The organism is Streptomyces sp. NPDC051320 (genome assembly GCF_040682175.1).
Classification (GTDB): domain Bacteria; phylum Actinomycetota; class Actinomycetes; order Streptomycetales; family Streptomycetaceae; genus Streptomyces.
In genome coordinates, this window is the sequence record NZ_JBFBAL010000006.1 from 98255 (window position 1) to 122232 (window position 23978).

Here is a 23978-nt window from a genome sequence, read left to right on the forward strand (position 1 = left end):
GGGACGAGTTGGAGGACGTGGAGGTCACCGGGGCCATCACTTCCGGAGGTTCGCGTTCGCGGCTCCCGGCGCCAGCGCCGCCCGTTCGGCGAGCTCGGTGGTGGAGCGTCCGTCGAGGTAGGGCAGCAGCATGACCTGGCCGCCCCAGCTCTCCACCAGCGCCGCTTCCGGCAACTGGCCCAGGGCGTAGTCTCCGCCCTTGACCCAGATGTGCGGGCGCAGTTCGCGCAGCAACCGTTCGGGAGTGTCCTCGTCGAAGACGACCACCGCATCGACGCACTCCAGGGCCCGCAGCACCCGGACCCGGTCGGCGGCGGGCACCAGGGGCCGCCCGCTTCCTTTGCGCCGCCGCACGGACGCGTCGGAGTTGACGCAGACGATGAGGCAGTCGCCGGTCCTCCTGGCTGCCTGCAGCAGCGCGACATGGCCGGCGTGCAGCAGGTCGAAGCAGCCGCCCGCCGCGACGACGGTCCCGCCGGTGGCACGGACCCGCGCCGCCACATCGGAGCCGCCGGCCGCCTGTTCGCTGCCGGTCTGCTCCGGAGGCGCGGATGCTTCTTCGATGACCAGGGCGCGGGCACCGCCGTTGGCCACATACTGGGTGGCGGCCCGCACAGCGCCCTGGACGGCCGTCTCCGGCAGCACGTCATCGGCCAGCAGCCCTGCGGCGGTCGCGGCGAAGCAGTCGCCCGCACCGCAGGCATCGCCCTCCGCCTGCCAGGGAGTGGGCACCAGCAGGGGTGCTTCACCGTGCGACAACAGAGCGCCGCGCTCGCCGAGCGTCACCGCCACGGAAGTGACCCCCCAGGACCGGACCAGGGCCAGGGCGTCGGCGGCTGCGCTGCGCAGCTCCCTTCCCGGGTCGTCCGCCGAGGTGTGCGGTGTGTCCGCCGCCGCGCGACCGTTACGGGCGAACGCGCGCGCCTCGGCCGCGGACGGCGTGGCCAGTCGAACCCCTCGTACCGGCGGTCCGCCCCGCGGGTGCGGATCCCACACGACGGGCACCCGTGCGGCGGCTCCCACCAGGGCCTCGCGCAGTACGTCAGCGGTGCCGCGGCCGTAGTCGGCGACGAGAATCCCGCGGGCCGCCGCGACGGCGGAGCGTGCCTCGTCCGTCGCCGCGCTGGCCCGTCCCTCCCCGTCGTCCAGCCTGAGCAGCGCCCGGCCCTGCGCCATGATGCGGGTCTTGCACGGCAGTTCGCCGGAGAGCGGCAACTCCACCAGGCGCACGCGGCCCTTCAGCAGCCGGCGCAGGGTGCTGCTGGATTCGTCGTCGCCGAGGGCCGTGATCAGGGTGACGTTTCGGCCTTCCACGGCGGCCAGGTAAGCCGCCAGGGCAGCCCCGCCCGGCCTGGCGACCAGGCGCGTATCGCTGACGACGGGGACCGGCGCGTCGGGCGCCAGTCGTTCGGCCCGGCCGGTCAGGTCATGGTCGAGCAGCGCGTCTCCGACCACGAGCAGGGGCGTGGGGCGGTTCATGCGCTGTCCTCCTTCCGCGTGCGGTGTTCGCCGGCTGTCCGTCGCTCGGCGGCTGCCGTGTTCTCCTCGATCGCCCGGTCGAACGCCTCGCAGACCATGTGCACGGCGACCAGGTGCAGTTCCTGGACGGTCGCCGATACCGGCGCGTTGACGCACAGCGCCTCGTCGCTCACCGCTTCCAGCGGGTTGGGCGCCGGCCCGGTCATGGCCCAGACCAGCATGCCGATACGGTGCGCTTCGGTGGCCGCGGACAGCAGGTTGGCGCTCGCGCCGCTGGTCGACAGCAGCATCAGGACGTCGCCGGGCCGGCCGTGGGCGCAGGTCTGCCGGGCGAACACCTCCTGTACGCCGTAGTCGTTGGCGATGGCGGTGGTGGACGAGGTGTCGGCGTGCAGCGCCAGCGCGGAGAAGGGCGGGCGGTCCTCGCGGTAACGGCCGACCAGTTCGGCCGTCAGGTGTTGCGCCTGCGCCGCGCTGCCGCCGTTGCCGGCGACGAGCAGTCTGGCGCCGCCGCTGAGGCGGCGGGCCAGTTGGGCGCCCCATCGCTGGACGGTCGGGCCGGACTCACGGAACTCGGTGAGCGCGTCCATCAGGTCGTCGCAGTGCTGACCGGTGGTGACGAGTTTCATCGGGTGGCCTCCGAGAGTGAGGGGACCGTGGTGACGCCGTCGTAGACCCGGGCGACGCCGTCCGCCACCCGGTCCCAGGTGTAGCGGCTCAGCACCCGTCGGCGGCCGGCCGCGCCGTAGCGTGCGAGGCGCTCGGGGTCGTCGAGAAGCGAGCGGATGACTCCGCTCAGTTTCCCGTCGTCGCGAGGAGGCACCAGCGCCCCGGTCACGCGGTCCACCACGGTGTCGAGGTGGCCGCCGACCGCGGTGGCCACCACCGGCGCGCAGCAGGCCATGGCTTCGATCGGCACGATGCCGAACGGCTCGTAGCGGGGAATCGACAGGACCAGATCCGCGCTCGACATCAGCGCGGGCATCTGTGCCGGAGGTATCCCGCCGAGCAGCCGCACCCGGTCCGCCACACCGCACTCCCGCGCGATCCGGCTGAGCCGCTCGGCCTCCGGGTCGGCGAAGAGCAGGGCCGCCTCGGGGCCGCCGGCGATGAGCAGTTCGGCGTCCGGCACCTCGGCCAGGGCGCGGATGGCGCGGTCGAATCCCTTGCGCGGGACGAGCCGGCCGACGGCCACCAGGCGCCGCGGTGCCCGCGAGTCCCGCGTCGCGTCTCCGAGGGGTGTGAAGTGGGTGGTGTCCACGCCACAGGGAACGACCGAGATGCGGTCGCGCGGGACCCCCATGGCGGTCAGCTCCGACACCTCGTCCGCGCAGGTGGCCAGCACGCGTCGGCAGTCGCGGCCGATGCTCGCCTCGATGGCGATGCGTTCGGCGGGGCTGGTGTCCTCGGCGCCCTGGTACCGCTTCTTCACCGTCCCCAGGGCGTGGTACGTCTGCACGACGGGGACGCCGAGACCCCGGGCGCCCGCCAGGGCGGCCATTCCGGACATCCAGAAGTGTGCGTGCACCACGTCAGGCGGATCGGCGCTCCAGCACCGGCCGAGGAAGTCACCGAACGCCGGCATATGGACCGGCAGTTCGTCCTTCGGTACGGGTGCGGGCGGCCCGGCGGGCACGTGGACCACCTTCACACCGTCCGGCGTGGTGACCTGAGCAGGCAGGTCGGGGGCGTCGCGGCGGGTGTACACGGTGACCTCGTGGCCGCGTCGGGCCAGATGCCCGGCGAGCTGCGCGACGTAGACGTTCTGTCCACCCGCGTCGGGGCCGCCGAGCGCGGCCAGCGGGCTGGCGTGCTCGGAGACCATGGCGACGCGGGGAGTCGAATGGGCGTACCTCATCGCGTGACCTCTTTCATCAGGTGTTCCCAGTCGTCCAGGAAGCGCCGCACCCCGTAACGTGCTTGCGCGGCGGCTCTGGCACCCTCCCCCATGCGTTTGGCATGTCCGTGATCCGCGAGAAGCTCCCGCACGCCCTTTTCGAGGACGTCGAACCGGTTGGAGACGACTCCCACTCCGTCAGGAACCGCTTCCCGGATTTCCGTGGTGTCGAGTGCCACGACCGGCATGCCGAGGAACATCGCCTCGAGCAGCGAGAGTCCCAGTGATGTCCAGCGGATGGGATGGAGGTAGAGCCGGCAACCGGCCATCGCCGGGTGGAGCTGAGCCTGGGGGAGGTCCCGGGTACGGCATCGTTCGGCCGACAGGCCCAGGTGGTCGGCCAGTTGCTCGGTACGCATGCCGAAGACGTCGAGCGGGGTCATTTCGGCGAAGCGGGGCAACAGGTCCGTGCCGGTCGTGCGCCCCCTGCGTACCGGCTCGTTCACGACAACCGCGGCCCGTTCCTTCTCGCCGGTCCACAGTCGCCCGGGATCGATGATGCCGTGTTCCACGACGGTGGTGGGTGCCCGGCCGTTGTCCCACATCAGACGGTTGAAGTGGGTGACGTGCACGATGGGGATGTCGTCCCGGTCGGCCAGCGGGTGCCGGGTCTCCACGGGGGTTTCGTGCGGGCTGTTGTGCTCCACGTAGACGGCGGGCACATCGCTGCCCGGGCGCCGGCCGGTCCAGGACTCGGCGAGCTTCACTTCGTGCGGACGCTGAAGCACCATCAGGTCGATGGGAGCCGCGCGGAGCTGTTCCGGGGTGAGTTCCCGTACAGATTCCGGCCAATCCCATGTTCTGGCCCGCCCCAGCCCGTCCGGCCCGCGGTCAGGGGTGACCGGAACCAGATAGGTGTGCGACCCCTGGACGAAGGAGGTGATCCAGGAACCGTGCACATGCCAGATGAGGACGTTCATGCGCTCTCCTTGAGCAGTTTCTGCACAGCGCGCACCACGTCCTGAGGGGTGACCTCGTTCAGACACGGATGCCCCGGGACGGGGCAGTGCCGGGCGCGGCTGTCCGCGCAGGGTGCCCGCTGGTCGCCCAGCAGCACGCTGCGTACTCCGTACGGTCCCCAGCGGTCGGCCGGAACCACCGGGGAGAAGAGTGAGACGACGGGCGTGCCGACCGCGGCGGCCAGGTGCGCGGGTCCGGTGTTCCCGCTGACCAGCACGTCGGCCGTGCGCAGGATGCCGGCCAGCTTCCTGGCGTCGGTCCTGCCGCCGAGGTTGAGTGCCGCGTCGCCGCTGACCCGGCGGGTCAGCGCGGCCTCGTGCGGACCACCGGTCACAACGACGCGGAAGCCAGCGTCGGCGAGCAGGGTCACCGCCTCGGCGCAGCGGTCGGGGCTCCAGGCGCGCGCGGGCGCGCTGGCTCCCGGGTGCACCACGACATAGGGCCCGTTGCCGGTGAGGCCGACCGTGTCGGGTGCGGGCAGCACCCGCAGCCGGCCGTCGTCACCGGCCGCGGGTACGAAGCCCATCGCGGCGGCGGTGTCGAGTGCCGCTTCCGCCTCGTGCCGTCCGGGCAGCCGGCGGTGGCGTACGTCGAGGAGGCGGCCGGGATGGTCCACGCTGTCGGCGCCGATCCGGGGCACCTGTGCCATCCGGAGCATGAGCGCGGTCGGCAGCGGGCTCTGGTGGAAGGAGGTGAGGATGAGCGCGGTGTCGTAGGCGGCCGCCCGTACCCTGCGCACCATGGCTTCGATGTCCGCCTCGTCGACGCTCGGCGGACTCACGCCCTCCCAGGGGGCGTCCCAGACGAGCACCTCGTCGACGCCCGGCAGCAGCCGGGCCGCGGGTTCGCCGCGCGGGCCGCACAGCATGGTCACGTGCCGCGCCCGGGCGGCGACGGCCCGGACCGCGGGCCCCGCGAGCAGGACATCGCCGAAGCTGTCCAGACGGACGACGAGGGCTTTCACGGCTTCTCCCCCTTCTCCTCGAGCAGTTCGCGCACCGCGGTGAGGACGTCGGGAGCCGTGCGGGGTTCCGATGCGACCTCTGCGGGCAGTGTTGCCGCGTTCGGGACGAGCACCGCGTGCGCCCCGGCCGCGCGCGCGGCCGCCATGTCCGCCTCGATGTCTCCCACCACGGCGCAGTCCTCGGGCGCCACACCGAGCCGCCGGGCCGCCTCGACTATCAGCCCGGGTTCGGGTTTGCGGCAGCGGCATCCGTCGTCGGGACCGTGCGGGCAGAACACCCAGGTGCCGAGCGGGCCGAGGAGCTTGTCCACCTGTTCGTTGACGCGGCGGACCTGGTCCTCGGTGAGCAGGCCGCGGCCGATGCCGGACTGGTTGCTGACCACGCCCGTGGCGACGCCCCGGGCCCGCAGCAGTGCGACAGCTTCCCGGGCACCGGGCATGAGCCGCACCAGGGTGGGGTCTCCGTTGTACGGCACGTCCTCGATCAGCGTGCCGTCCCGGTCGAACAGCACCGCGGCCACCGGGCGCCGCCGACTTGGTGCACCGGTCATGTCACACCTCGCACCGGCGTGGCACCACGGTGCCGGATCAGTCCGGAGAGCCAGTGCCGGACGGCGAGCGGCGGGATGACGGCGCTGGTGGCGACCATGGTGGCGACCTCCCGCGCGGTGCGCGGACCCGGCGCGATCCGGGCGTGGGCGAACTCGGCGGTGCCCAGGGCCCAGAGCGTCGCGGCGGCTGCGGCGGCGTGGCGACGGCCGACCGCCGCGAGAGCGGGAGCGGCCAGCACCGCGGCGGTCACCACGAGATGCCGGGGCAACCGGCCGCGAGGGGCTTCGGCACGATGCCACCAGTCGCGGCCGTGCAGATGGCTCATCAGGGCGTCGTCGGCGTTCCCCCGCTGCGCGCGGACGGACACCCAGGGATCGGCGGCGCGGACCGGGTGACAGGTGAGGCGTTCGCCGACCAGCAGCGACCAGCCGGCGTCCATGACCCGCAGCGCGATGTCCGCGTCCTCCCGGAACGCCCGTGCGAACCGCTCGTCGAATCCACCGACCTCCTTCAACGCGGCCGTTCGATAGGCCATGTCGGCGGTGGCCCAGGCGGCCTGCTCGAGCCCTGCCGTTCCCCGCTCCCAGTCGGTCGGCCTGCGTTCTTCGGGCAGCGGTACTCGTAGCCGGCCCTGTACACCGCCCGTACGGGCGCCCGCCGCCGCCAGGTCGTCGCGGAGCCGGGCAGCCCAGTCGGGATACACCCGTACGTCGTCGTCGAGAAAAACCACCCAGGGAGCTCCGGTGGTTCGCCACCCGGCGTTACGGGCGGCGGCCGGGCCACGGCCCCCGGTTGCGAGGACACGAACCCGGTCGCGCAGGACTCCGGCACCGGCCGGCGACAACGCGCCGACCGGGTCCGGGCGGTCGTCGACGATCACCACCTCCACCGGCGCGGGCCCCTCGGTGGCGGCCAGCGCGCGCAGGCAGTCGGCCAGGCAGGCGCGACCGATGGTCGGGATCACCACGGCGTACGTGTCGTCGGCCGTCAAGAGAACACCTTCCCTCGTCGCACGGCGAAGGGTCCGAGTGCCAGCAGGTCGACGGGCGCCGACCCGAAACACTCCAGGGCGTCGCGGGGGTCGTCGACCATGGGCCGGCCCGCGGTGTTCAGGCTGGTGTTGACCACGACAGGCAGACCGGTGCGTCGCTCGAAGGCGCTGAGCATGCGCGCCACGAGCGGTTCGGTGTCGCTGTCCACCGTCTGGATCCGTGCGGTGCCGTCCACGTGGACCACGGCGGGGATGCGCTTGCGCCATTCTTCGGCTACGTGGTGGACGAAGAGCATGTAGGGGCTGGGAAGCGGACCTTCGAAGAGTTCCGACGCCCGTTCGGCGCGCACCATCGGTGCGACCGGGCGGAACTCCTCGCGTCCCTTGACCGCGTTGAGGCGTTCCAGGTTCTCCGCCCTGCCGGGGTGGGCCAGCAGCGAGCGGTGGCCGAGCGCTCGTGGGCCGAATTCGCTGCGCCCCTGGAACCAGGCCACCACACCGTCCCTGCTCAGTTCCTCCGCGACGGTTTCCGCGATGTCGTCGGGCTCCTCGTAGGGGATGGCGGCGCGCTCCAGCCAGCCTCGCAGCTCCTCGTCGCTCCAACCGCGCCCGAGGGCCGCGGTCGGCATCGCCTGCACCGGTTCCTTCTCGTTGGCGACGTGCAGGGCGGCGCCCAGCGCGGTGCCGGCGTCGCCCGCCGCGGGCTGCACCCAGATGTGCTCGAAGGGACTGTCCCGGTAGAGCCTGGTGTTGGCCACGCAGTTCAGTGCGACTCCGCCGGCCAGGGTGAGGACGTCTTCGCCGGTCCGGGCGTGCAGCCAGCGCGCCAGGTCGAGGATGACGTCCTCGAGGCAGCACTGGGCGCTGGCCGCCAGGTCGGCGTGGTCCTGGGTCCACGGACTTCCCGGGTCCCTCGGCGGGACCAGTGAGGCCCACGGAACGGGCGCGGCCCGGAAGCCGCCGTTGCCGTCGGCGTGCACCAGCTCGGCCAGCTGCTCCTTGTACCGCGGGGTGCCGTACGAGGCCAGTGCCATGACCTTGAACTCGTCGCTGCTGCGCAGGAAACCGAGGTGCTGGGTCAGGTCCTCGTAGAACAGGCCGACGGAGTCGGGAAGGCTCTGGGTATTGAGTACGGTCAGTTCGCGGTCGGAGTAACGTCCGGCCAGGTGGGAGCCGCATTCGCCGCGGCCGTCCAGGACCAGCACCGCGCAGTCCGGGTGCGGGGACGCCTGGCCTGCTGATGCCGCGTGGGCCACGTGGTGGGCCACGAAGCGCACCTTCTCCGGAGCCAGCCCGGGCAGCGCTTCGGCAAGGAAATCCGGTGCGCGCCGGGCGTAGTCCTGGCGCAGGTGGTCCCACGGATCGTTGAGGCCCATCTGGTCGGCGGGGCGGGCGAGCGTCGGGTCGTAGGAGTAGGCCACCGCGTCCAGATCCGCCGGTGTGAGGCCGGCCTGCTCCAGGCACCAGCGGGCGGAGAGCTCGGGCAGTTCCCACGCGGAGAACGGGATCGGCCGCTTGCCGTGCTTGCGGCGGCTGAAGCGCTCCTCCTCAGCCGCCGCCACAATCCGCCCGTCGATGATCAGAGCAGCGGCGGGATCGTGGAAGAGAGCGTTGACACCAAGGACACGCATGCGTTGCCTCCGTCAGGACTGCAGTGCTGGATGTTCGGTCAGCGAGGCGAAGTGGGCGATGGTCCGTTTGATGCCGTCCTCCCAGGGCACGGTGGGTTCCCAGCCCAGCAGTTCGCGCGCCAGCGTGGTGTCCGGACGGCGCCGCGCGGGGTCGTCCGTCGGGCGCTCGATGAACTCGATGCGGGAGTGCGATCCGGTGACCGCCACCACCCGGCGGGCCAGCTCCAGCATGGTGACTTCGTCTCCTCCGCCGATGTTGACCGGGCGGACCGAGTGACTGGCCGCCACCAGCAGTACGCCCTCGACGGTGTCGTCGACGTAGCAGAGCGAACGGGTCTGGCTTCCGTCCCCGGCGACGGTGAGCGGCTCGCCGGCCAGTGCCTGGCTGACGAAGGTGGGTACCGCGCGGCCGTCGTGCGCGCGCATCCGCGGCCCGTAGGTGTTGAACATTCTGACGATGCCCGCGTCGGTTCCCCTGGTCCCGGCGTGGGCGGTGACGAGGGCCTCGGAGAACCGCTTGGACTCGTCGTACACGCTGCGCGGGCCCACCGGATTGACGTTGCCCCAGTAGTCCTCGCGCTGTGGGTGCACCAAGGGGTCGCCGTACACCTCCGAGGTGGAGGCGAGCAGGAAGCGTGCGCCGTGGCGGTGGGCCACGGCCAGCATGTTGCGCGTACCGAGACTCCCGACGTCCAGCGTTTCCAGCGGCCAGCGCAAGTAGTCGGCCGGTGAGGCGGGGCAGGCGAAGTGCAGGACGAGGTCGTACGGGCCGTCGAGCATCGCGACGCTGTCCGGCGACGAGACATCGCATTCGAGGAACCGGAAGCCCGGCCGATCGACGAGGTGCTGGACGTTTCCGGCCGATCCGGAGAGCAGATTGTCCACGCAGTCAACTTCGACATTCGAATCCAACAGCCGCTCACAGAGGTGTGAGCCGAGAAAGCCGGCCCCGCCCGTCACCGCGGCACGTCGCCACGGGGCGTGGGTGGTGGTCGATGTCATAACGGGGCCCTCCGTCCATGGGTGGGGGTTGGCGGTGCGCGCCCGCGGGGTGCACTCCGGGGCTGCCGGCGACCGAACGGAGACGGGAGCGGATATCCGTCGGCCCCTGGCCGGTGTCGCTCACAGTGACCCTTATGGGCCCCAACGAGGACAGAGAGTGGAGTTCCCTTGTCAGTCACTTTCACACGTCGAAGCTTTTTGTGCAGCTTCGGATGTCCCGGTGCAGTGGGGTACCCGGGTTTTCGGGCACCTCGCCACCGCGGACGTCCCCGGAAAGGAGTGACGCATGCGCGACCCCGCACTCGACGTACTGGAGACCCTCCGTACGCCGCCGTACGACACCGGTCGTCTCCTGCTGACCGGCTGGTTCAGCTTTCTCGACGGTGAGGTCACCGTCGGGGATCTCATGGCCCAGCAACGGATGTCGCTGGCACTGGACCAAGCGGGTGTCGCGCACGACACGGCGTGGAGCCCCGGTTTCCGGCCGGGCGCGCTGACGTTGGAGGACGCCGAGCCGGCGTCCTACGGTCGGCTGCTCTTCGTCTGTGGTCCTGCGCACGGCGATCAGCTCCTCGCACTGCACCGCCGCTTCGAGCGGTGCAGGCGGCTCGCCGTCGATGTGACGGTCGTCGATCGCCGGGACCCCGCCGTCACGTCGTTCGACCATGTCGTGGCGCGGGACGGCCTGCCCGGCGGGCCCCGGCTGGACATGTCCGCGACGGCGCCGCTCGGTCGGCGGCCGCCGGTGGTCGGTGTCCTGCTGACGGGCGGACAGGGCGAGTACGGCACGCTGCGGCGTCACACGGACGTCAACGAGCGTCTCACCGGCTGGGTCGGTCAGCAGGACTGCGCACGGGTGGAAGCGGACACCCGGCTGGCCATCGACGACTGGCGGCACTGTGCGACCGCTGAACAGTTCATGGCGCTCGCCGAAAAGTTCGACCTCGTGCTCACCACCCGCCTGCACGGCATGGTGCTGTCCCTGCGCGCGGGGACCCCGGTCATCGCGGTCGACCCCGTCCAGGGAGGGGCCAAGGTTTCGGCTCAGGCGCGTGCGTTGCGGTGGCCGGCCCTCGTTGCCGCAGGTGCCGAGTCACCCGCCCTGTTGGACAGGTGGTGGTCCTGGTGCCTCTCCCCCGCCGGCCGGGCTGCCGCCGAGCGGCGGGCCCGCCTCATGCACGGGAGAGCAGCGCGAATCGGTCAGGAACCGCGGTTCGGCTCTCGCCCCTGAGGTTGCCGCGGGGCGGGTCGCGGTGCGAGACGCGGAATCTGACGCGTCTCGGATGTTCCGCGTGGGACGGTGAACAGTTCGCCGTGATGCCGCATGCTCAGCGACTCTCCCTCGAGCAGCGTGTAGGTGACGTCCGACCGCTTGACCTCCACCTGCAGGCACCGTCCCATGAACTTGACCTTGAACGCGAGGCGGCTGAACTTCTCCGGGAGTCTCGGCGCGAACTCCAGTGATGTGCCCCGGTGACGCATGCCGCCGAAGCCCGCGACCAGAGCCATCCAGGTGCCGGCCAGCGAGGCGATGTGCAGCCCGTCGCGGGTGTTGTTCTCCAGGTCTTCCAGGTCCATCAGAGCCGCTTCGACCAGATAGTCGTAGGCGAGGCGCAGATGGCCGACCTCGGCGGCGACGACCGCCTGGCAGCAGGCCGACAACGAGGAATCCCGGACGGTCAGCGGTTCGTAGTAGTCGAAATTGCGAGCCTTCTGCTCCGCCCCGAAGTAGTCACCGCGCATGTACATGGCCAGCACCAGGTCGGCCTGTTTGACGACCTGCCTGCGGTACAGGTCGAAATACGGGAAATGGAGCATCAGCGGATACTGGTCGGGACGTGTGCCGGCGAAGTCCCAGGCTTGGTGGCCGGTGAATCCGGAGTGCTGTTCATGCACGCCCAGTTCCTTGTTGTACGGCACCCACATGGCCTCCGCCGCGTCCCGCCAGGCGGCACTCTCCTCGTCGTCGACCCCGTGCGACGCCGCTTTCTGCGGGTGCCGCTCCACCGCGTCCGCAGCGGCGTGCAGGTTGGCCTGAGCCATCAGGTTGGTGTACGTGTTGTCGTCCATGACCGCGCTGTACTCGTCGGGGCCGGTGACACCGTCGATGTGGAAGCGGCCGTGGTGGTCATGGTGTCCGAGTGAGCTCCACAGGCGTGCGGTCTCCACCAGGATGTCCACACCGACTTCGCCCTCGAAGTCGGTGTCGCCGGTGGCGGACACGTACCGTACGACGGCGTCGGCGATGTCGGCGTTCACATGGAATGCCGCGGTACCGGCCGGCCAGTACGCCGAGCACTCGGCGCCATCGATGGTGCGCCACGGGAATGCCGCACCGGCCAGACCCAACTGAGTCGCGCGGTCCCGGGCGGCGGGGAGGGTTTCGTGGCGCCAGCGCAGCGCTTCCTGCACCGCGTGCGGCGAGGTGTAGGTCAGGAGTGGCAGCACGAAGGCCTCGGTGTCCCAGAAGGAGTGGCCGTCATAGCCCGACCCCGTCAGCCCCTTGGCGGGGATGGCACGCTTCTCCGCGCGCGCACCGGCCTGCAGGACGTGGAAGAGCGCGAACCGGACCGCTTGCTGGATCTCGCCGTCACCCTCCACCTCCACATCGGCGCCGGCCCAGAACTCGTCGAGGAAGTGGCGCTGCTCGTGGGCCAGACCTTCCCAGCCGGTACTCCGCGCTCCGGCCAGCGCGGCATCGACCTGATCGCGGAGCGCCGGGAGTGAGCGGACCCCTGACCAGCCGTAGGAGATCATCTTCTCGATCCGCAGACGCTCGCCGGGGGCGAGCACCGAGGTGACGGTCAGCCGGCTGACATCACCGCTGCTCTCACAGCTCGTCCGGGTGGGTTCTGGACCGTGGATCACGTGATCCGCCGCTGTCGCCACACGCAGCCCACTGCGAGAGGTACGGTGCACCAGACGCAGACGCATACCGGAGGCGACGTCCTCCTCCGCGATGAGCGGTGCTTCCAGACCGGCCGCGACGCGGGGGTCTTTGGTGGTCTGCGGCAACTGCTCGTTGGCCACGAGCTCGGACTGCACGACGACGCGCACCTCGGCGTCCACCGGCTCGACCTCGTAGGCCACCGCGGCGATGGCCCGCTGGGTGAAGGAGACCAGCCGGGTCGAACGCACCCGTACCGTCCCACCGGCCGGTGATGTCCACTCGCAGGTCCTGCGCAGCAGCCCACTGCGCAGGTCCAGCACTCGCTCGTGGGAGTGCAGCTTGCCGTAGCGGAGATCGAACGGTTCGTCGTTGACCAGCAGCCTGATGATCTTTCCGTTGGTGACGTTGATGGCCGTCTGGCCCGACTCCGGGTAGCCGTATCCCGCCTCCGCGTAGGGCAACGGGTGCAGTTCGTGCACACCGTTCAGGTAGGTACCGGGCAGGCCGAACGGCTCCCCCTCATCCAGGTTTGCGCGCCAGCCGATGTGGCCGTTCGACAGGGCGAAGACCGACTCGCTCTGCGGGAGCACGTCAAGGCTGAGCGCACTCTCGCGCAACGCCCAGGCTTCGACCGTGTAGAAGGAATGGCTGATCACGAGTTTTCCTCCAGCTCGGCGAGGTCTTCCACGACCCGGTCGGCCCCGTGGGCGCGCAGTGCGTCGGCCTGGCCCACCCGGTCCACCCCCACGACGTAGCCGAAGTGGCCGGCTTTCCCGGCGTCCATGCCCGCGAGCGCGTCCTCGAAGACCGCGGCTTCGGCGGGCGCCACCCCGAGCTCACGGGCTGCTTCCAGGAACGTGTCGGGCCGGGGCTTGCCGGGGATTTTCCGCTCGGCCGCCACCACGCCGTCGATCCGCACCTCGAAGAGAGACTGCGCGCCGACCACCTTCAGGATGTCGCGGCAGTTCGTACTGGACGAGACGACAGCCGTGCGCAGGCCCTTGGCCCTGACGGCTTCGAGGTACTTGAGGGACCCTGGATAGGCGTCGACCCCCTGGGTGCGGATCTTCTCCAGTACCAGGATGTTCTTGCGGTGCCCGAGGCCGCCCACGGTGTTCTCTTCCGGCGCGTCGTCCGGGCTTCCCTCGGGGAGCGAGATGCCGCGGGAGGCGAGGAACGTCCGCACGCCGTCGGCACGGGGACGCCCGTCGACGTATTCGTCGTAATCCGTCACCGGGTCGAACGGACGGAAGTCGGGGCCGCCACGCTCACGGAGGAAGGCGTCGAACATTTCCTTCCAGGCGGCTGCGTGCACGACCGCCGTCTTGGTGATGACTCCATCGAGATCGAACAGACAGGCCCTGATTCCGTCCGGCAGTCCAAGTTTCATAGTGGGCGCCTTCCCCGCCAGACACCTCCGGCATACCTGCCGTGGCCGATTCCGCTCGCACGCCGGTCATCCGCGGATGACGAGGGTGTCCTCCCGGCGGGCCACCAGCTCACCGATCACGGGGGCTCCGGGGATCTCACCGGCGATGAGCAGCCCGCCGGAGGTCTGCGCGTCGGCCAGCAGAAGCCGGGTCTCCTCGTCGGCGTCGCCGAAATCGCAGTGCGGGGAGACCCACTCCAGGTTGCGTCGGGTTCCGCCGCTGACATAGCCGTCACGGACGGCTGCCCGGGCGCCGTCCAGATACGGCACGGCGGCCGCGTCGATCACCGCGGTCACGCCCGAGGCGCGGGCCATTTTGTACAGATGGCCCAGAAGCCCGAAGCCCGTCACATCGGTGGCACAGGTGGCACCTGCGCCGACAGCGGCCTCCGCCGCTCCCCGGTTGAGGGCCACCATGGTCGACACCGCCTGTTCGAACCGTTCGCCGGTGGCCTTGTGCCGGTTGTTGAGCACCCCGAGACCGAGTGGCTTGCTCAGCGACAAGGGGGTTCCGGGAGCCCCGGTGTCGTTGCGCAACAGCCGGGCCGGATCCGCGATGCCTGTCACCGCCATGCCGTACTTGGGCTCCACATCGTCGACGCTGTGACCGCCTCCCATGTGGCATCCCGCCTCCGAAGCGATGTCCAGCCCGCCCCGCAGCACCTCCCTGGCGAGTTCGAACGGAAGCACTTCGCGCGGCCAGGCCAACAAGTTGACCGCCACGACCGGCTGCCCGCCCATGGCGTACACGTCGGACAGCGCATTCGCCGCGGCGATCCGCCCCCAGTCGTACGGATCGTCCACCACCGGCGTGAAGAAGTCTGCGGTGACCACGACCGCGGTCCCGCCCGGCCCGGGGCCGGGCAGCGCCACCACGGCCGCGTCATCGCCGGTCTCCATGCCGACGACGAGCCGGGAGGCGTGGCGGGCGGACAGCGGGGCGTGTGTCAGCCCCGCGACCATCTCCTCGAGTTCGCCCGGCGGGATCTTGCAGGCACACCCGCCACCGTGCGCGTACTGCGTCAGGCGAACGGGGGTGGCCAGGGCTTCGTCAACGGCTCGCATCGCGCTCCTCAGCAGGACGTCCACAGATGTTTTCCCACCCGGCAGCCGGTCACTCGGGAGGCAGCCGCATCTCCCCGGTGGGCGCTCCTGTCCGCCGGCCGCTCCTGCACCCTACCCACTTCAGGCACATCCAAGGAGGCACCTGATGTCACCTCTGACCGCTCCGCCGTCCATGTCAGGTCTGTCAGCCGTGGTCACCGGCGGCTCACGGGGCCTGGGGTTGCTCATGGCCCGCCAACTGGCTGCGCAGAACTGTACGGTGACGATAGTGGCCCGGGACGGCGAGGAGCTGAAGCGGGCCGAGGAACTCCTCCACCAGCGGCCCGGGGCGCACATTCGCACTGCCGTGTGCGACGTACGCGACCGGGAGGCGGTCCGGGAGATGTTCGACGCCACCGCTCAGTACTGCGGTGGCATCGACGTCGTCATCGCCAATGCGGGGATCATTCAGGTGGCGCCCGTGAAGTCCATCGGCGCCGACGAGTTCGATGCCGCGATGGACACGATCTTCCACGGCGCGCTGCACACATCGCTGGAGGCGCTGCCGCACCTGCGCCGGAGCCGGGCCGGCGGGCGGCTCGCCCTGATCGGTTCGGTCGGCGGTCTGCTCGGTGTACCGCATCTGCTCCCGTACTCCTGCGCCAAGTCGGCCGTGGGGGCACTGGCGGAAGGCCTTTACGCCGAAGCCGCTCCCGACGGCGTCACTGTCACGGCCGTTCACCCGGGGCTGATGCGTACGGGTTCGCATCTGCACGCGGAGTTCGGGGGCCCGCAGCGGCAGGAGTTCGCCTGGTTCTCCGCACTGGCGGGCACGCCGTTGGTCTCAATGGATGCCGGCCGCGCGGCGAAGGCCATCGTCCGGGGTGTGCAGCGACGGCGTACGCGCATCGTCCTCACGCCTGCGGCCCGGGCGGCAGGCTTCGCTCACGGCGTGGCGCCGGCGCTCACCACCCGGCTCACCGCCCTGTCGGCCAGGGCGCTGCCCGCTGCGGATGGCGACGGCGGTGCCCTTCGCGAAGGCGCTTCGGTCGAGCCCCCCTCCCACCCGGTGGCGCGGAAGCTCCGCGCCTGGGGCAGCGCACTCAACGACCGCGCCGCCAGGGCTTACAACCAGCGGGCCGCGTAAGGCTACGTCGGCGCGTAAGCCCTCATTCCAGGGCGCCGGCAGCCATCCGGAGGTCGGAGACCAATCCGCCGTAGGCGCCCTGCCGGTCCGTGGCCCTGAGCACGGCCGAGGGGTGCACCGTAGCGACCAGGCAGTGCGCGCCGTCCGAGGTGACCGAGGCGTCCGCTGGGGCACTGTGGCCCAGCTCCTCCCAGGAAGGCACCGGCAGGAGCCGGCCACGCTGCTCGTTCACCCGGAAGGAACCACCCAGCAGGGCTTTACCCGCGGTGGCCCCGAGAGCTACCACCAGGTGAGGATCGATGACCTTCAGTTCAGCGGCCAGCCAGGGGCGACACGCCGTCATCTCGTGCAGACTCGGGGGTTTGTGGATACGGCGCTTGCCGGGCGCTGACTGAGCGAACTTGAAGTGCTTGACCGCGTTCGTGAAGTAGGCATCGTCCTCCTCGATCCCGGCCTCGGCGAGGGCCTTGCGCAGCAGCCGTCCCGCAGGCCCCACGAAAGGCTCGCCGCTCCTGTCCTCCTGATCACCCGGCTGCTCCCCCACCAGCACGATGCGTGCTGTCCTGGTGCCCGAGCCGAAGACCGTCTGGGTGGCGCCCTCGAACAACGCGCACCCCCGACAGTCGGCTGCGGCACGCCGCAGCGCCGGGAGACCGCCCCGCGAGGGGAGATAGTCCGCGGCGCTCGACGGGGCGTCCCGCCCGGTGCTGGTGGGCATGCGGCCCGCCTCCTGCGATGTCGGTCGGTCGGAGCGTGGGTTCGGTCGGAGCGTGGGTTCGGTCAGGGCGTGGGTTCGGTCAGGGCGTGGGTTCGGTCAGGGCGTGAACAGCACCTTCACCGCGCCGTCCTGCTTCTTCTGGAACATCTCGTACGCGTGCGGAGCCTCGTTCAGCGGCAGGCGGTGAGTCGCGAAGTCGTCGACGCCGAGAGGATCCTCGTCGGTGAGGAGCGGAAGCAGATCGTCCACCCAGTGCCATACGTTGGCCTGACCCATCCGCAGCTGAATCTGCTTGTCGAACATGGTCAGCAGCGGCAGGGGGTCGGTCATGCCGCCGTAGACGCCGGACAGCGATATGGTCCCGCCTCGGCGGACCAGTTCGATCGCCAGCTGCAGGGCGGCCAACCGGTCGACACCGAAGCGCTGCATCATCTTCGCGGCGACGCTGCCGGGCAGCACCGTGGTCATCTGCTGAGCCCCTTTGGCCGCCGGAGCGCCGTGGGCTTCCATGCCGACCGCGTCGATGACCGCGTCCGGGCCGCGACCGTCGGTGAGATCACGGACCACCTGCGCGATGTCCTTGCCGTGCTCGTTGAGGTCGAGCGTGTGGACACCCCGCGCCTCGGCCCGTGCGAGCCGCTCCGGTACCAGGTCGATGCCGATGACCAGCCCGGCACCGCGATGTGCCGCGATGCGGGCGCTCATGTCGCCGATCGGCCCGAGCCCGAGCACGGCGACGCTGCCACCGGGCGGAATCGCCGCGTACTCCACCGCCTGCCAGGCGGTCGGCAGCACATCGGAAAGGTAGACGAAGCGTTCGTCCGGCGGGCCGGGCGGAACGGCGATGGGCAGCGTGTTCCCGAAGGGCACCCGCAGGTACTCGGCCTGTCCGCCCGGCACTTGGCCGTACAGCTTGGTGTAACCGAACAGCGACGCACCACTGCCGTGCTCGTGCACCTGGGTCGTTTCGCATTGTGACTGCAGTCCGTGCTCACACATGAAGCAGGTGCCGCACGACACGTTGAAGGGGATCACCACGCGGTCGCCAGGACGCAGCGTGGTCACCCCGGGGCCCACTTCCTCAACGATACCCATCGGTTCATGGCCCAGGATGTCGCCGGCTTCGAGGAACGGCCCGAGCACCTCGTAGAGATGCAGGTCGGACCCGCACAACCCGGTCGTGGTCACCTTCACCACCACGTCTGTGGGGTCCTGGATCCTGGGGTCGTCCACGGTGTCCACCTGGACATCGCGCTTGCCGTGCCAGGTCAGTGCTTTCATTGCGTCTGCTCCTCAGTCGGATGATGCGCGGTCCCCCCGATCCCGGTTCGGCCCTCCTGCGGTGAGCGTCGGCCTCCAGAACAGAACAATCTTCGGGTGATTTGTACCCATTCTGGTCGGCTTCATCGCGCCCGCCCGTTTGTCGAGCCGCCGTCGAACCGAGTGCCCCATCGCGCCGGGGGTATCCGCCATTCGGTGGCATCCGGGCGAGGCGACCGCGAAGGGCCGCGGCGCCGTACACCAAGGTGGTCGGGGAGCCTCCTGCACCTGGGCCGTCCGGCGTGGGTGCGGGACGGTGCGACGGCTCCGCCGTGTCCGGCACTCGTTCCGACGAAGGAAACAGCTCATGACGGATTCGATTCAACTTCCGGGCCACGCCGATTCGTTCTGGATGAAGACGAGCAACGCCACTTCCTACCCGGCCCTGGGCCGGCACGTCGATGTCGACGTGGCCGTGGTGGGTGGCGGGATCGCCGGACTCAGCACGGCCTGGGAGCTGGCCAGGACGGGCCGAAGCGTAGCCGTCCTCGAGGCCGACCGCATCGCGGCCGGGGTCTCGGGTTACACCACCGCCAAGCTGTCCTCACTGCACACACTGGTGTACGACCGGTTGTGCCGGACGCGGGGGCAGGAGGCGGCCCACCTGTACGCCCGGTCCCAGCAGGGCGCCGTGGAGCGGGTGGCCGAGATCGTCGCCGAACTCGGTATCGAGTGCGATCTGGAACATCTCAGCGCCTTCACGTACGCCGTTGACCCGGGCGGGACGTCCGCACTCCAGGCGGAAGCGAAGGCGGCTGCCGACGCGGGCCTTACGGCGGCCTATGTGACGGAGACCGATCTTCCGTTCGCCGTCAGCGGCGCGGTACGCGTCGACGGCCAGGCCCAGTTCCACCCCCGGAAGTACCTGCTCGCCCTCGCCGAGGATCTGCGGGCGCGCGGCGGGCTCGTCTTCGAGCGGACCAGGATCACCGGGCTGTCCGAGGGCTCCCCCTGCGAGGTCACGGCCGAGTCCGGCCACAGCGTGACGGCGCGCGACGTGGTGGTGGCGACGCAGTACCCCGTTTTCGACCGCGCGCTGCTCTTCGCCAGGCTGAGCCCGCGTCGCGAACTCGCGGTCGCGGCGCCGCTGCCGTCCGATCAGGATCCCGGCGGGATGTACATCACCGAAGAGGAGGGCAAGCGGTCCGTGCGCACCGCCCCGCTCAGTGACGGCCGGCGGCTGCTCATCGTCACCGGCGAGAGCTTCACCCCCGGGACCGGAGAGCCGCGCGAAAGGTTTCGCCGTCTGGATTCCTGGATGCACGAGCATTTCGCCGTGGGTGACACCGCCTTTCACTGGGCGGCCCAGGACAACGACTCCACCGACACGGTCCCTCTCGTCGGGCCCTTCCATCCGGGCGCCCGCCACACGTACGTCGCCACCGGCTTCGGCGGCTGGGGCATGAGCGGCGGTGTCATGGCCGGGGGCCTGCTCACCCGCCTGATCAGCGGCGACCCGCCGCCGTGGGCCGAGCTGTACGACCCGCGCCGGCTGTGGAGCACGCTGCGCGAGGCTTCCGCCCTGCTGAGGCAACAGGCCGAAGTCGGCAGTCACTTCATCGGTGACCGGCTGCGGACGAGTCATGTGGGGTCGGTGGCCGATATCCCGCCCGGTTCCGGTGCGGTGGTCCGGATGGACGGGCGGCGCTGCGCCGTCTACCGGGACGAGAGCGGCACCGCCCATGCGGTGTCCGCCCGCTGCACCCACCTGGGCTGCCTGGTGGCCTTCAACGCGGCTGAGACCACCTGGGAGTGCCCCTGCCACGGGTCTCGCTTCGGGGTGGACGGCGCCGTTCTGCAGGGGCCGGCCCTCCGGCCGCTCGAAACGGTGGAGGTGACGGCCGCAGAGGGCGACTGACCTACTCGCAGTTCCGCGCCCACCAGCAGCAGCATGAGGAAACGAGGAAGAATGACAGTAACCGCTCCCGCCCCCGGTGCCGGTCCCCACAGTGCCGGTCCCCACGGCACCGACCTCCTCGGGGACGGTCTCGAGTCGGTTCTCCAGGAGAGCGTGGCACCACAGGCCGACCTGGTGGACCGCGATGGGCGGTTTCCCGCGGAGAGCATCGCTGCTCTCCGGCGCGGGGGTGTGCTCGGTCTGATGAGTCCCCCTGAGCTCGGTGGCGGTGGCGCCGGCCTCGCCGAAGCCTGCCAGGTCATCGAACGCCTGGCCGCCGTGTGCGGCTCCACCGCCATGGTGCTGCTGATGCATTACGCGGCCACCACCGTGATCGAGGCATACGGTCCCGAGGACGTACGGCGCTCGGTCGCCGGCGGCAGCCATCTGTCCACGCTGGCCTTCTCCGAAACGGGAACCCGCAGCCACTTCTGGGTGCCGGCGGGCACGGCGACCACCGAGGGTGACACGGTCCGTCTCGATGCCAAGAAGTCCTGGGTCACCTCGGCGGGCCGGGCCGACAGCTACGTCTGGTCGAGCAGAGCGCTGAGTTCGCCGGGCCCGATGACGATGTGGCTGGTGCCCAGCGCCACGCCCGGCCTCCAGGTGCAGGGTGACTACGACGGATTCGGGCTCCGGGGCAACGCGTCGAGTCCGGTGACCGCCAGGGGAGTTTCCGTGCCGGCGTCGGCCATGCTGGGCCCCGACGGCAGCGGTCTGGACGTGGCCCTGGAAAAGGTGCTGCCGTGTTTCCTGGTGCTGAGTGCCGCCTTCTCGCTCGGCGTCATGGAGGCTCTCACCGCGATCGCCCGCGAGCACCTCATGAGCACCCGATTGGTGCACCTCGACCGGAACCTGTCGGAGCAGCCGGTGCCGCGGCAGACGTACGCCCGACTGCGGATGCGCACGGACGGGGTGCGCACGTTTCTCGACGACACGTTGACGGCTCTCGCGGCGGGGCGGGAGAACGCGATGCTTCGCGTACTGCAGGCCAAAGCCGTGGCAGCCGAGGCGGCAGGCGATGTGGCGGACGGCGTCATGCGGCTGTGCGGGGGGTCCGCCTTCCGGCGGGAGCTGGGCGTGGAGCGGAGATTCCGGGACGCCCTGGCCGCCCGTGTCATGGCGCCGACGACCGAGGCACTGTACGACTTCGCCGGCCGCGCCGAGCTGGGCCTCCCGCTGTTCGAGGAAGCCCGATGAAGGCGCTGGTGATGGGCGCGGTGGCGTACGACCCCAAAGTCGTCACGATCTGGGAAGGGTTCCGCTCCTGGCTCCGCGATCAGGGCCTGCCGTTCGACTTCGTCCTGTATTCGCATTACGAGCGCCAGACGGAGGACCTCGTCGACGGCCGCCTGCAGGCCGCTTGGCAGTCTCCGCTCGCCTGGGTCCGCACACGCCGCCTGGCAGCTGCCCGCGGTGTGGACGTCAGCCCGCTGGTCATGCGTGACACCGACCGGGACCTGACCTCCGTGGTGGTGGTCGGGGCCGACTCTCCGTACACCTCGGTGGCCGACCTCAAGGGCCTGACCGTGGCGGTGGGGGCCGTCGACTCACCCCAGGCCACCCTCCTTCCGCTGTCGTACCTGCGGCGGTTCGGTCTGCGGTCGGACGACACCTTCCGGGTGCGTCGCTTCGACACCGGGACCGGCCTGCACGGTGACCACATCGGTGGCGAACGGGAGGCCGCCCGGGCGCTCGTCGCCGGGGAGGTGGCGGCGGCCTGCATGATCGACGCCAATCACCTGCTGTTCGGCCGGGACGGCACCCTGCCACCGGGGAGCACCCGGATCCTGACCCGGACGGAGCCGTACGATCACTGCCTCATGGCGGGTGGCGGGACGCTTTCCGCGGAACTCGCCGTCACCTTTACCGGCCTGCTGCTTGCGATGTCGTACGCCGACCCGGAGGTCCGCCGACTGCTCGACCTCGAAGGACTCACCGCATGGTGTCCGGGGCGGGAGAGCGGCTACGGAGCGCTGACCACCGCGGTGGACGAGGCGGGCTTCTATGCCGCGGACGGCCGGGTGACGGCAACGGGTTACCACCCGTGACGTCCGGGGGACCTCCTGTCGTGCGGGTGGACCTGGGGGAATTGGGCTTCGAGCGGGGCGCCCACCTGCTGGTGCAACGGGCGCTGGCGCAGGTGCCTTGCGGCACGGCCATCGAGGTCGTCGGCCACGATCCGGCGCTGGCCGTGCACCTGGCGGTCTGGTGTCGTCAGGAGGGCCATCGGGTCCTTCCGGAGACGTCCGCGGGCGGGCTCGCGGGCGCCCGGGTCGTTCGGGGCCGGGCCGCGGTCGACCGCTGGCACGGCGCCGAGCGGGCCGGCGGGCCCGCCCCCGCAGAGACGGTCGCAAGCCCGCCGCCGCACTGGGGGCTCGCCGCCCGCGGCGCGCTGGTCGAGGCAGGCGGTCCGGACGTGCTCTTCGGCGTCACGGAGCGCAGCATCGCCTGGGCGGATCTGGCACCCCGGTTGTACGCGCACGCGGCTGCCGCCCAGTGGGACCCCGCCTCGGCGGTGCCGTGGGATGCGGACTTCCACCTGCCGGACGAGGTGGAGGACGCCGTGGTACAGGTGATGACGTATCTGGTGGAGAACGAACAGGCCGCGCTGGTCATCCCCGGCCGGCTGCTCGCGCAAGTGCACCCGCACTTCCGGGAGGTCCTGCAGCTGCTCGCCGTGCAGGCCGCCGACGAGGCCCGGCATGTCGAGGTGTTCACCCGCAGGGCGCTGCTCAAGGGCGGGCAGATGGGCACCTCGTCCGCCGGTGGCCGCGCTTCGCTCGCCACCCTGGTGTCCGAGCCGGATTTCACCATCGCTTCGTTTCTGCTGTCGGTACTGGGTGAGGGGAGCTTTCTCCATCTGCTCTCCTTCCTCGACCGGCACGCCCCCGATCCCGTGACCCGCCGGATCACCCGGCTGGTCCGCCAGGACGAGGCCAGACATGTGGCCTTCGGGATGGCTCACCTCGAACACCAGGCGTCGCTCGATCCGAGCCTCCGTGCCCGCTTGCGCGCCGCGGTGGAGCGCCGCCATACGGCCCTCATCGACACCGCGGGGCTGAACCGGGACGTCTTCGACGCGCTGGTGGTCCTCGCCGCCGGTTCGTGGACTTCGACGGCGATCGCCCACGGGTACAGCGCGGTCCAGTCCTTGCAGGCGGAGATGGACGAAGGCCGACGCCACCGGCTCGTCCGCCTGGGCTTTCCCGATGATGAGGCTGCCGAACTGTCCATGCTGCACACGCGCAACTTCATGTAACCGCCACGCGCACCGCTAGGCGCACCGACCGCTCACGGCGAATGCCTCGGCCGTCGGAGTGAGTTCCGCTCCGCCCGGCGTAGCGCCGGTGGTCGGTGCGGTACATCGGTTCTTGCCCGCCCTGCCGGGGTGGGCGCAGCAGCTGAAGCGGAGCGGAGCACCCTCACGCGCCGGTACGACGACGAAGGGACTGGCCCGGGATGGCACACGGCGGGAACGTGATCGCGGAGCTCACCACCGATCACCGCGAGGTGGATGCGCTGTTCACGAAGATCGAGGAGCAGCCGCTGGGAAATCCCCGTCGGCGGGAACTCACGGACGAACTGACGGCGGAGCTGATTCGGCACTCGGTCGCGGAGGAGCAGTATCTGTACCCGGCGGTGCGGGCGCACGTCGAAGGGGGCGAGGAACTCGCGGACAAGGAGATCGGCGACCACGCCAAGGTGGAGCACCTGCTCAAGGATCTCGAGGGCCTGAGCGCGGAGGACGCGAATTTCGACAACCTGGTGGCGAAGTTGAAGTTCGAGGTCGCCGATCACGTGCGGGACGAGGAAGGACGGCTGTTCCCCATGCTGACCGCCGCCTGTACACCGGAGATGCTCGAAGAGCTCGGTGACAAGGTCCGCCGCGCCAAGCAGACGGCGCCGACCCGCCCGCATCCCTCCGCTCCGAGCGCCCCGCCCGCCAACAAGCTCCTCGCACCTGGTGCGGGTCTCGTGGACCGGGTCCGCGATCTGCTCAGCGGTCGCAGCCACTGAGCAGCAGGTGCGGGACGCGGCGACGAGGGTACCCGGC

21 protein-coding genes are annotated in these 23978 nt (G+C 70.7%); 7 read left to right on the plus strand and 14 right to left on the minus strand.

The features are described from left to right. Window positions 1-36: 36 nt before the first annotated feature. The 9 genes from rfaE2 to AB0M87_RS15290 are packed head-to-tail and all read right to left on the minus strand — an operon-like array spanning window position 37 to window position 9476. Window positions 37-1479, minus strand: a complete 1443-nt coding sequence (gene rfaE2 / locus AB0M87_RS15250) for a D-glycero-beta-D-manno-heptose 1-phosphate adenylyltransferase (RefSeq protein WP_365852858.1) — start codon at window positions 1477-1479, stop codon at window positions 37-39. Continuing rightward, window positions 1476-2108: an SIS domain-containing protein gene (locus AB0M87_RS15255; protein ID WP_365852860.1), complete on the minus strand. Its 633-nt coding sequence runs from the start codon at window positions 2106-2108 to the stop codon at window positions 1476-1478. Before AB0M87_RS15255 ends, rfaE2 begins: the two co-directional genes overlap by 4 nt. After that, window positions 2105-3337, minus strand: coding sequence for a glycosyltransferase (locus AB0M87_RS15260; RefSeq protein ID WP_365852862.1), 1233 nt, complete (start codon window positions 3335-3337; stop codon window positions 2105-2107). Before AB0M87_RS15260 ends, AB0M87_RS15255 begins: the two co-directional genes overlap by 4 nt. Continuing rightward, window positions 3334-4296 (minus strand): glycosyltransferase, encoded by a 963-nt coding sequence (locus AB0M87_RS15265; RefSeq protein WP_365852864.1) that lies wholly within the window; start codon window positions 4294-4296, stop codon window positions 3334-3336. The genes AB0M87_RS15260 and AB0M87_RS15265 overlap by 4 nt, the downstream gene beginning before the upstream one ends. Further along, window positions 4293-5300: a glycosyltransferase family 9 protein gene (locus tag AB0M87_RS15270; protein WP_365852866.1), complete on the minus strand. Its 1008-nt coding sequence runs from the start codon at window positions 5298-5300 to the stop codon at window positions 4293-4295. Before AB0M87_RS15270 ends, AB0M87_RS15265 begins: the two co-directional genes overlap by 4 nt. Further along, on the minus strand, window positions 5297-5851 hold the full coding sequence (locus AB0M87_RS15275) for an HAD-IIIA family hydrolase (RefSeq protein ID WP_365852868.1): 555 nt from the start codon (window positions 5849-5851) through the stop codon (window positions 5297-5299). Before AB0M87_RS15275 ends, AB0M87_RS15270 begins: the two co-directional genes overlap by 4 nt. Beyond that, window positions 5848-6843: a glycosyltransferase gene (locus AB0M87_RS15280; protein ID WP_365852870.1), complete on the minus strand. Its 996-nt coding sequence runs from the start codon at window positions 6841-6843 to the stop codon at window positions 5848-5850. The genes AB0M87_RS15275 and AB0M87_RS15280 overlap by 4 nt, the downstream gene beginning before the upstream one ends. After that, the gene (locus AB0M87_RS15285; protein ID WP_365852872.1) at window positions 6840-8474 is read right to left on the minus strand and encodes a carbamoyltransferase C-terminal domain-containing protein; all 1635 of its coding nucleotides are present in this window, start codon (window positions 8472-8474) and stop codon (window positions 6840-6842) included. The genes AB0M87_RS15280 and AB0M87_RS15285 overlap by 4 nt, the downstream gene beginning before the upstream one ends. A 12-nt stretch (window positions 8475-8486) precedes the next feature. After that, window positions 8487-9476, minus strand: a complete 990-nt coding sequence (locus AB0M87_RS15290) for an NAD-dependent epimerase/dehydratase family protein (RefSeq protein WP_365852874.1) — start codon at window positions 9474-9476, stop codon at window positions 8487-8489. A 286-nt stretch (window positions 9477-9762) separates the two neighbouring features. On the opposite strand from AB0M87_RS15290, the gene AB0M87_RS15295 reads away from it, so the two are divergent. Next, window positions 9763-10707: a polysaccharide pyruvyl transferase family protein gene (locus AB0M87_RS15295; protein WP_365852876.1), complete on the plus strand. Its 945-nt coding sequence runs from the start codon at window positions 9763-9765 to the stop codon at window positions 10705-10707. Here the strand turns inward: AB0M87_RS15295 and AB0M87_RS15300 are convergent. The 3 genes from AB0M87_RS15300 to selD form a co-directional block, all read right to left on the minus strand. Next, window positions 10677-13022 carry a glycoside hydrolase family 65 protein gene (locus AB0M87_RS15300; RefSeq protein WP_365852878.1) on the minus strand — a complete coding sequence of 782 codons (2346 nt, stop codon included), beginning with the start codon at window positions 13020-13022 and terminating at the stop codon, window positions 10677-10679. The two genes, AB0M87_RS15295 and AB0M87_RS15300, sit on opposite strands and share 31 nt — an antisense overlap. Further along, window positions 13019-13756, minus strand: a complete 738-nt coding sequence (locus AB0M87_RS15305) for a beta-phosphoglucomutase family hydrolase (protein WP_365852880.1) — start codon at window positions 13754-13756, stop codon at window positions 13019-13021. Before AB0M87_RS15305 ends, AB0M87_RS15300 begins: the two co-directional genes overlap by 4 nt. Before the next feature lie 66 nt (window positions 13757-13822). Next, window positions 13823-14860 carry a selenide, water dikinase SelD gene (selD, locus tag AB0M87_RS15310; protein WP_365852882.1) on the minus strand — a complete coding sequence of 346 codons (1038 nt, stop codon included), beginning with the start codon at window positions 14858-14860 and terminating at the stop codon, window positions 13823-13825. A gap of 145 nt (window positions 14861-15005) precedes the next feature. Here selD and AB0M87_RS15315 point away from each other — a divergent pair, with 145 nt between their 5' ends. Further along, the gene (locus AB0M87_RS15315; RefSeq protein WP_365852884.1) at window positions 15006-15986 is read left to right on the plus strand and encodes an SDR family oxidoreductase; all 981 of its coding nucleotides are present in this window, start codon (window positions 15006-15008) and stop codon (window positions 15984-15986) included. Window positions 15987-16008: 22 nt separating this feature from the next. On the opposite strand, the gene AB0M87_RS15320 is transcribed toward AB0M87_RS15315, so the two are convergent. Next, window positions 16009-16704, minus strand: coding sequence for a UdgX family uracil-DNA binding protein (locus AB0M87_RS15320; RefSeq protein ID WP_365852886.1), 696 nt, complete (start codon window positions 16702-16704; stop codon window positions 16009-16011). Between the two features lie 96 nt (window positions 16705-16800). Further along, entirely contained in the window at window positions 16801-17985 is a 1185-nt protein-coding gene (locus AB0M87_RS15325) for an alcohol dehydrogenase catalytic domain-containing protein (RefSeq protein WP_365852888.1), read from the minus strand. A 346-nt stretch (window positions 17986-18331) separates the two neighbouring features. Here AB0M87_RS15325 and AB0M87_RS15330 point away from each other — a divergent pair, with 346 nt between their 5' ends. From AB0M87_RS15330 to AB0M87_RS15350, 5 genes are all read left to right on the plus strand, one after another. Then, window positions 18332-19882 carry an FAD-dependent oxidoreductase gene (locus AB0M87_RS15330; RefSeq protein ID WP_365852890.1) on the plus strand — a complete coding sequence of 517 codons (1551 nt, stop codon included), beginning with the start codon at window positions 18332-18334 and terminating at the stop codon, window positions 19880-19882. A 51-nt stretch (window positions 19883-19933) separates the two neighbouring features. Next, complete coding sequence (locus AB0M87_RS15335; RefSeq protein WP_365852892.1) at window positions 19934-21121, plus strand: acyl-CoA dehydrogenase family protein; 1188 nt, start codon at window positions 19934-19936, stop codon at window positions 21119-21121. After that, window positions 21118-21972 (plus strand): PhnD/SsuA/transferrin family substrate-binding protein, encoded by an 855-nt coding sequence (locus AB0M87_RS15340; protein ID WP_365852894.1) that lies wholly within the window; start codon window positions 21118-21120, stop codon window positions 21970-21972. The genes AB0M87_RS15335 and AB0M87_RS15340 overlap by 4 nt, the downstream gene beginning before the upstream one ends. A 20-nt stretch (window positions 21973-21992) precedes the next feature. Further along, window positions 21993-23183, plus strand: a complete 1191-nt coding sequence (locus AB0M87_RS15345) for a ferritin-like domain-containing protein (protein ID WP_365852896.1) — start codon at window positions 21993-21995, stop codon at window positions 23181-23183. A 200-nt stretch (window positions 23184-23383) separates the two neighbouring features. Further along, window positions 23384-23941 carry a hemerythrin domain-containing protein gene (locus tag AB0M87_RS15350; RefSeq protein WP_365852898.1) on the plus strand — a complete coding sequence of 186 codons (558 nt, stop codon included), beginning with the start codon at window positions 23384-23386 and terminating at the stop codon, window positions 23939-23941. The last annotated feature ends 37 nt before the right edge of the window (window positions 23942-23978 follow it).

Coding starts and splice junctions, on each gene's coding strand:
- AB0M87_RS15350 (WP_365852898.1), top strand. CDS start 23,384: ATGGCACACGGCGGGAACGTGATCGCGGAGCTCACCACCGATCACCGC.
- AB0M87_RS15305 (WP_365852880.1), bottom strand. CDS start 13,756: ATGAAACTTGGACTGCCGGACGGAATCAGGGCCTGTCTGTTCGATCTC.
- AB0M87_RS15295 (WP_365852876.1), top strand. CDS start 9,763: ATGCGCGACCCCGCACTCGACGTACTGGAGACCCTCCGTACGCCGCCG.
- selD (WP_365852882.1), bottom strand. CDS start 14,860: ATGCGAGCCGTTGACGAAGCCCTGGCCACCCCCGTTCGCCTGACGCAG.
- AB0M87_RS15275 (WP_365852868.1), bottom strand. CDS start 5,851: ATGACCGGTGCACCAAGTCGGCGGCGCCCGGTGGCCGCGGTGCTGTTC.
- AB0M87_RS15265 (WP_365852864.1), bottom strand. CDS start 4,296: ATGAACGTCCTCATCTGGCATGTGCACGGTTCCTGGATCACCTCCTTC.
- AB0M87_RS15290 (WP_365852874.1), bottom strand. CDS start 9,476: ATGACATCGACCACCACCCACGCCCCGTGGCGACGTGCCGCGGTGACG.
- AB0M87_RS15335 (WP_365852892.1), top strand. CDS start 19,934: ATGACAGTAACCGCTCCCGCCCCCGGTGCCGGTCCCCACAGTGCCGGT.
- AB0M87_RS15320 (WP_365852886.1), bottom strand. CDS start 16,704: ATGCCCACCAGCACCGGGCGGGACGCCCCGTCGAGCGCCGCGGACTAT.
- AB0M87_RS15330 (WP_365852890.1), top strand. CDS start 18,332: ATGACGGATTCGATTCAACTTCCGGGCCACGCCGATTCGTTCTGGATG.
- AB0M87_RS15255 (WP_365852860.1), bottom strand. CDS start 2,108: ATGAAACTCGTCACCACCGGTCAGCACTGCGACGACCTGATGGACGCG.
- AB0M87_RS15285 (WP_365852872.1), bottom strand. CDS start 8,474: ATGCGTGTCCTTGGTGTCAACGCTCTCTTCCACGATCCCGCCGCTGCT.
- AB0M87_RS15315 (WP_365852884.1), top strand. CDS start 15,006: ATGTCACCTCTGACCGCTCCGCCGTCCATGTCAGGTCTGTCAGCCGTG.
- rfaE2 (WP_365852858.1), bottom strand. CDS start 1,479: ATGAACCGCCCCACGCCCCTGCTCGTGGTCGGAGACGCGCTGCTCGAC.
- AB0M87_RS15325 (WP_365852888.1), bottom strand. CDS start 17,985: ATGAAAGCACTGACCTGGCACGGCAAGCGCGATGTCCAGGTGGACACC.
- AB0M87_RS15340 (WP_365852894.1), top strand. CDS start 21,118: ATGAAGGCGCTGGTGATGGGCGCGGTGGCGTACGACCCCAAAGTCGTC.
- AB0M87_RS15260 (WP_365852862.1), bottom strand. CDS start 3,337: ATGAGGTACGCCCATTCGACTCCCCGCGTCGCCATGGTCTCCGAGCAC.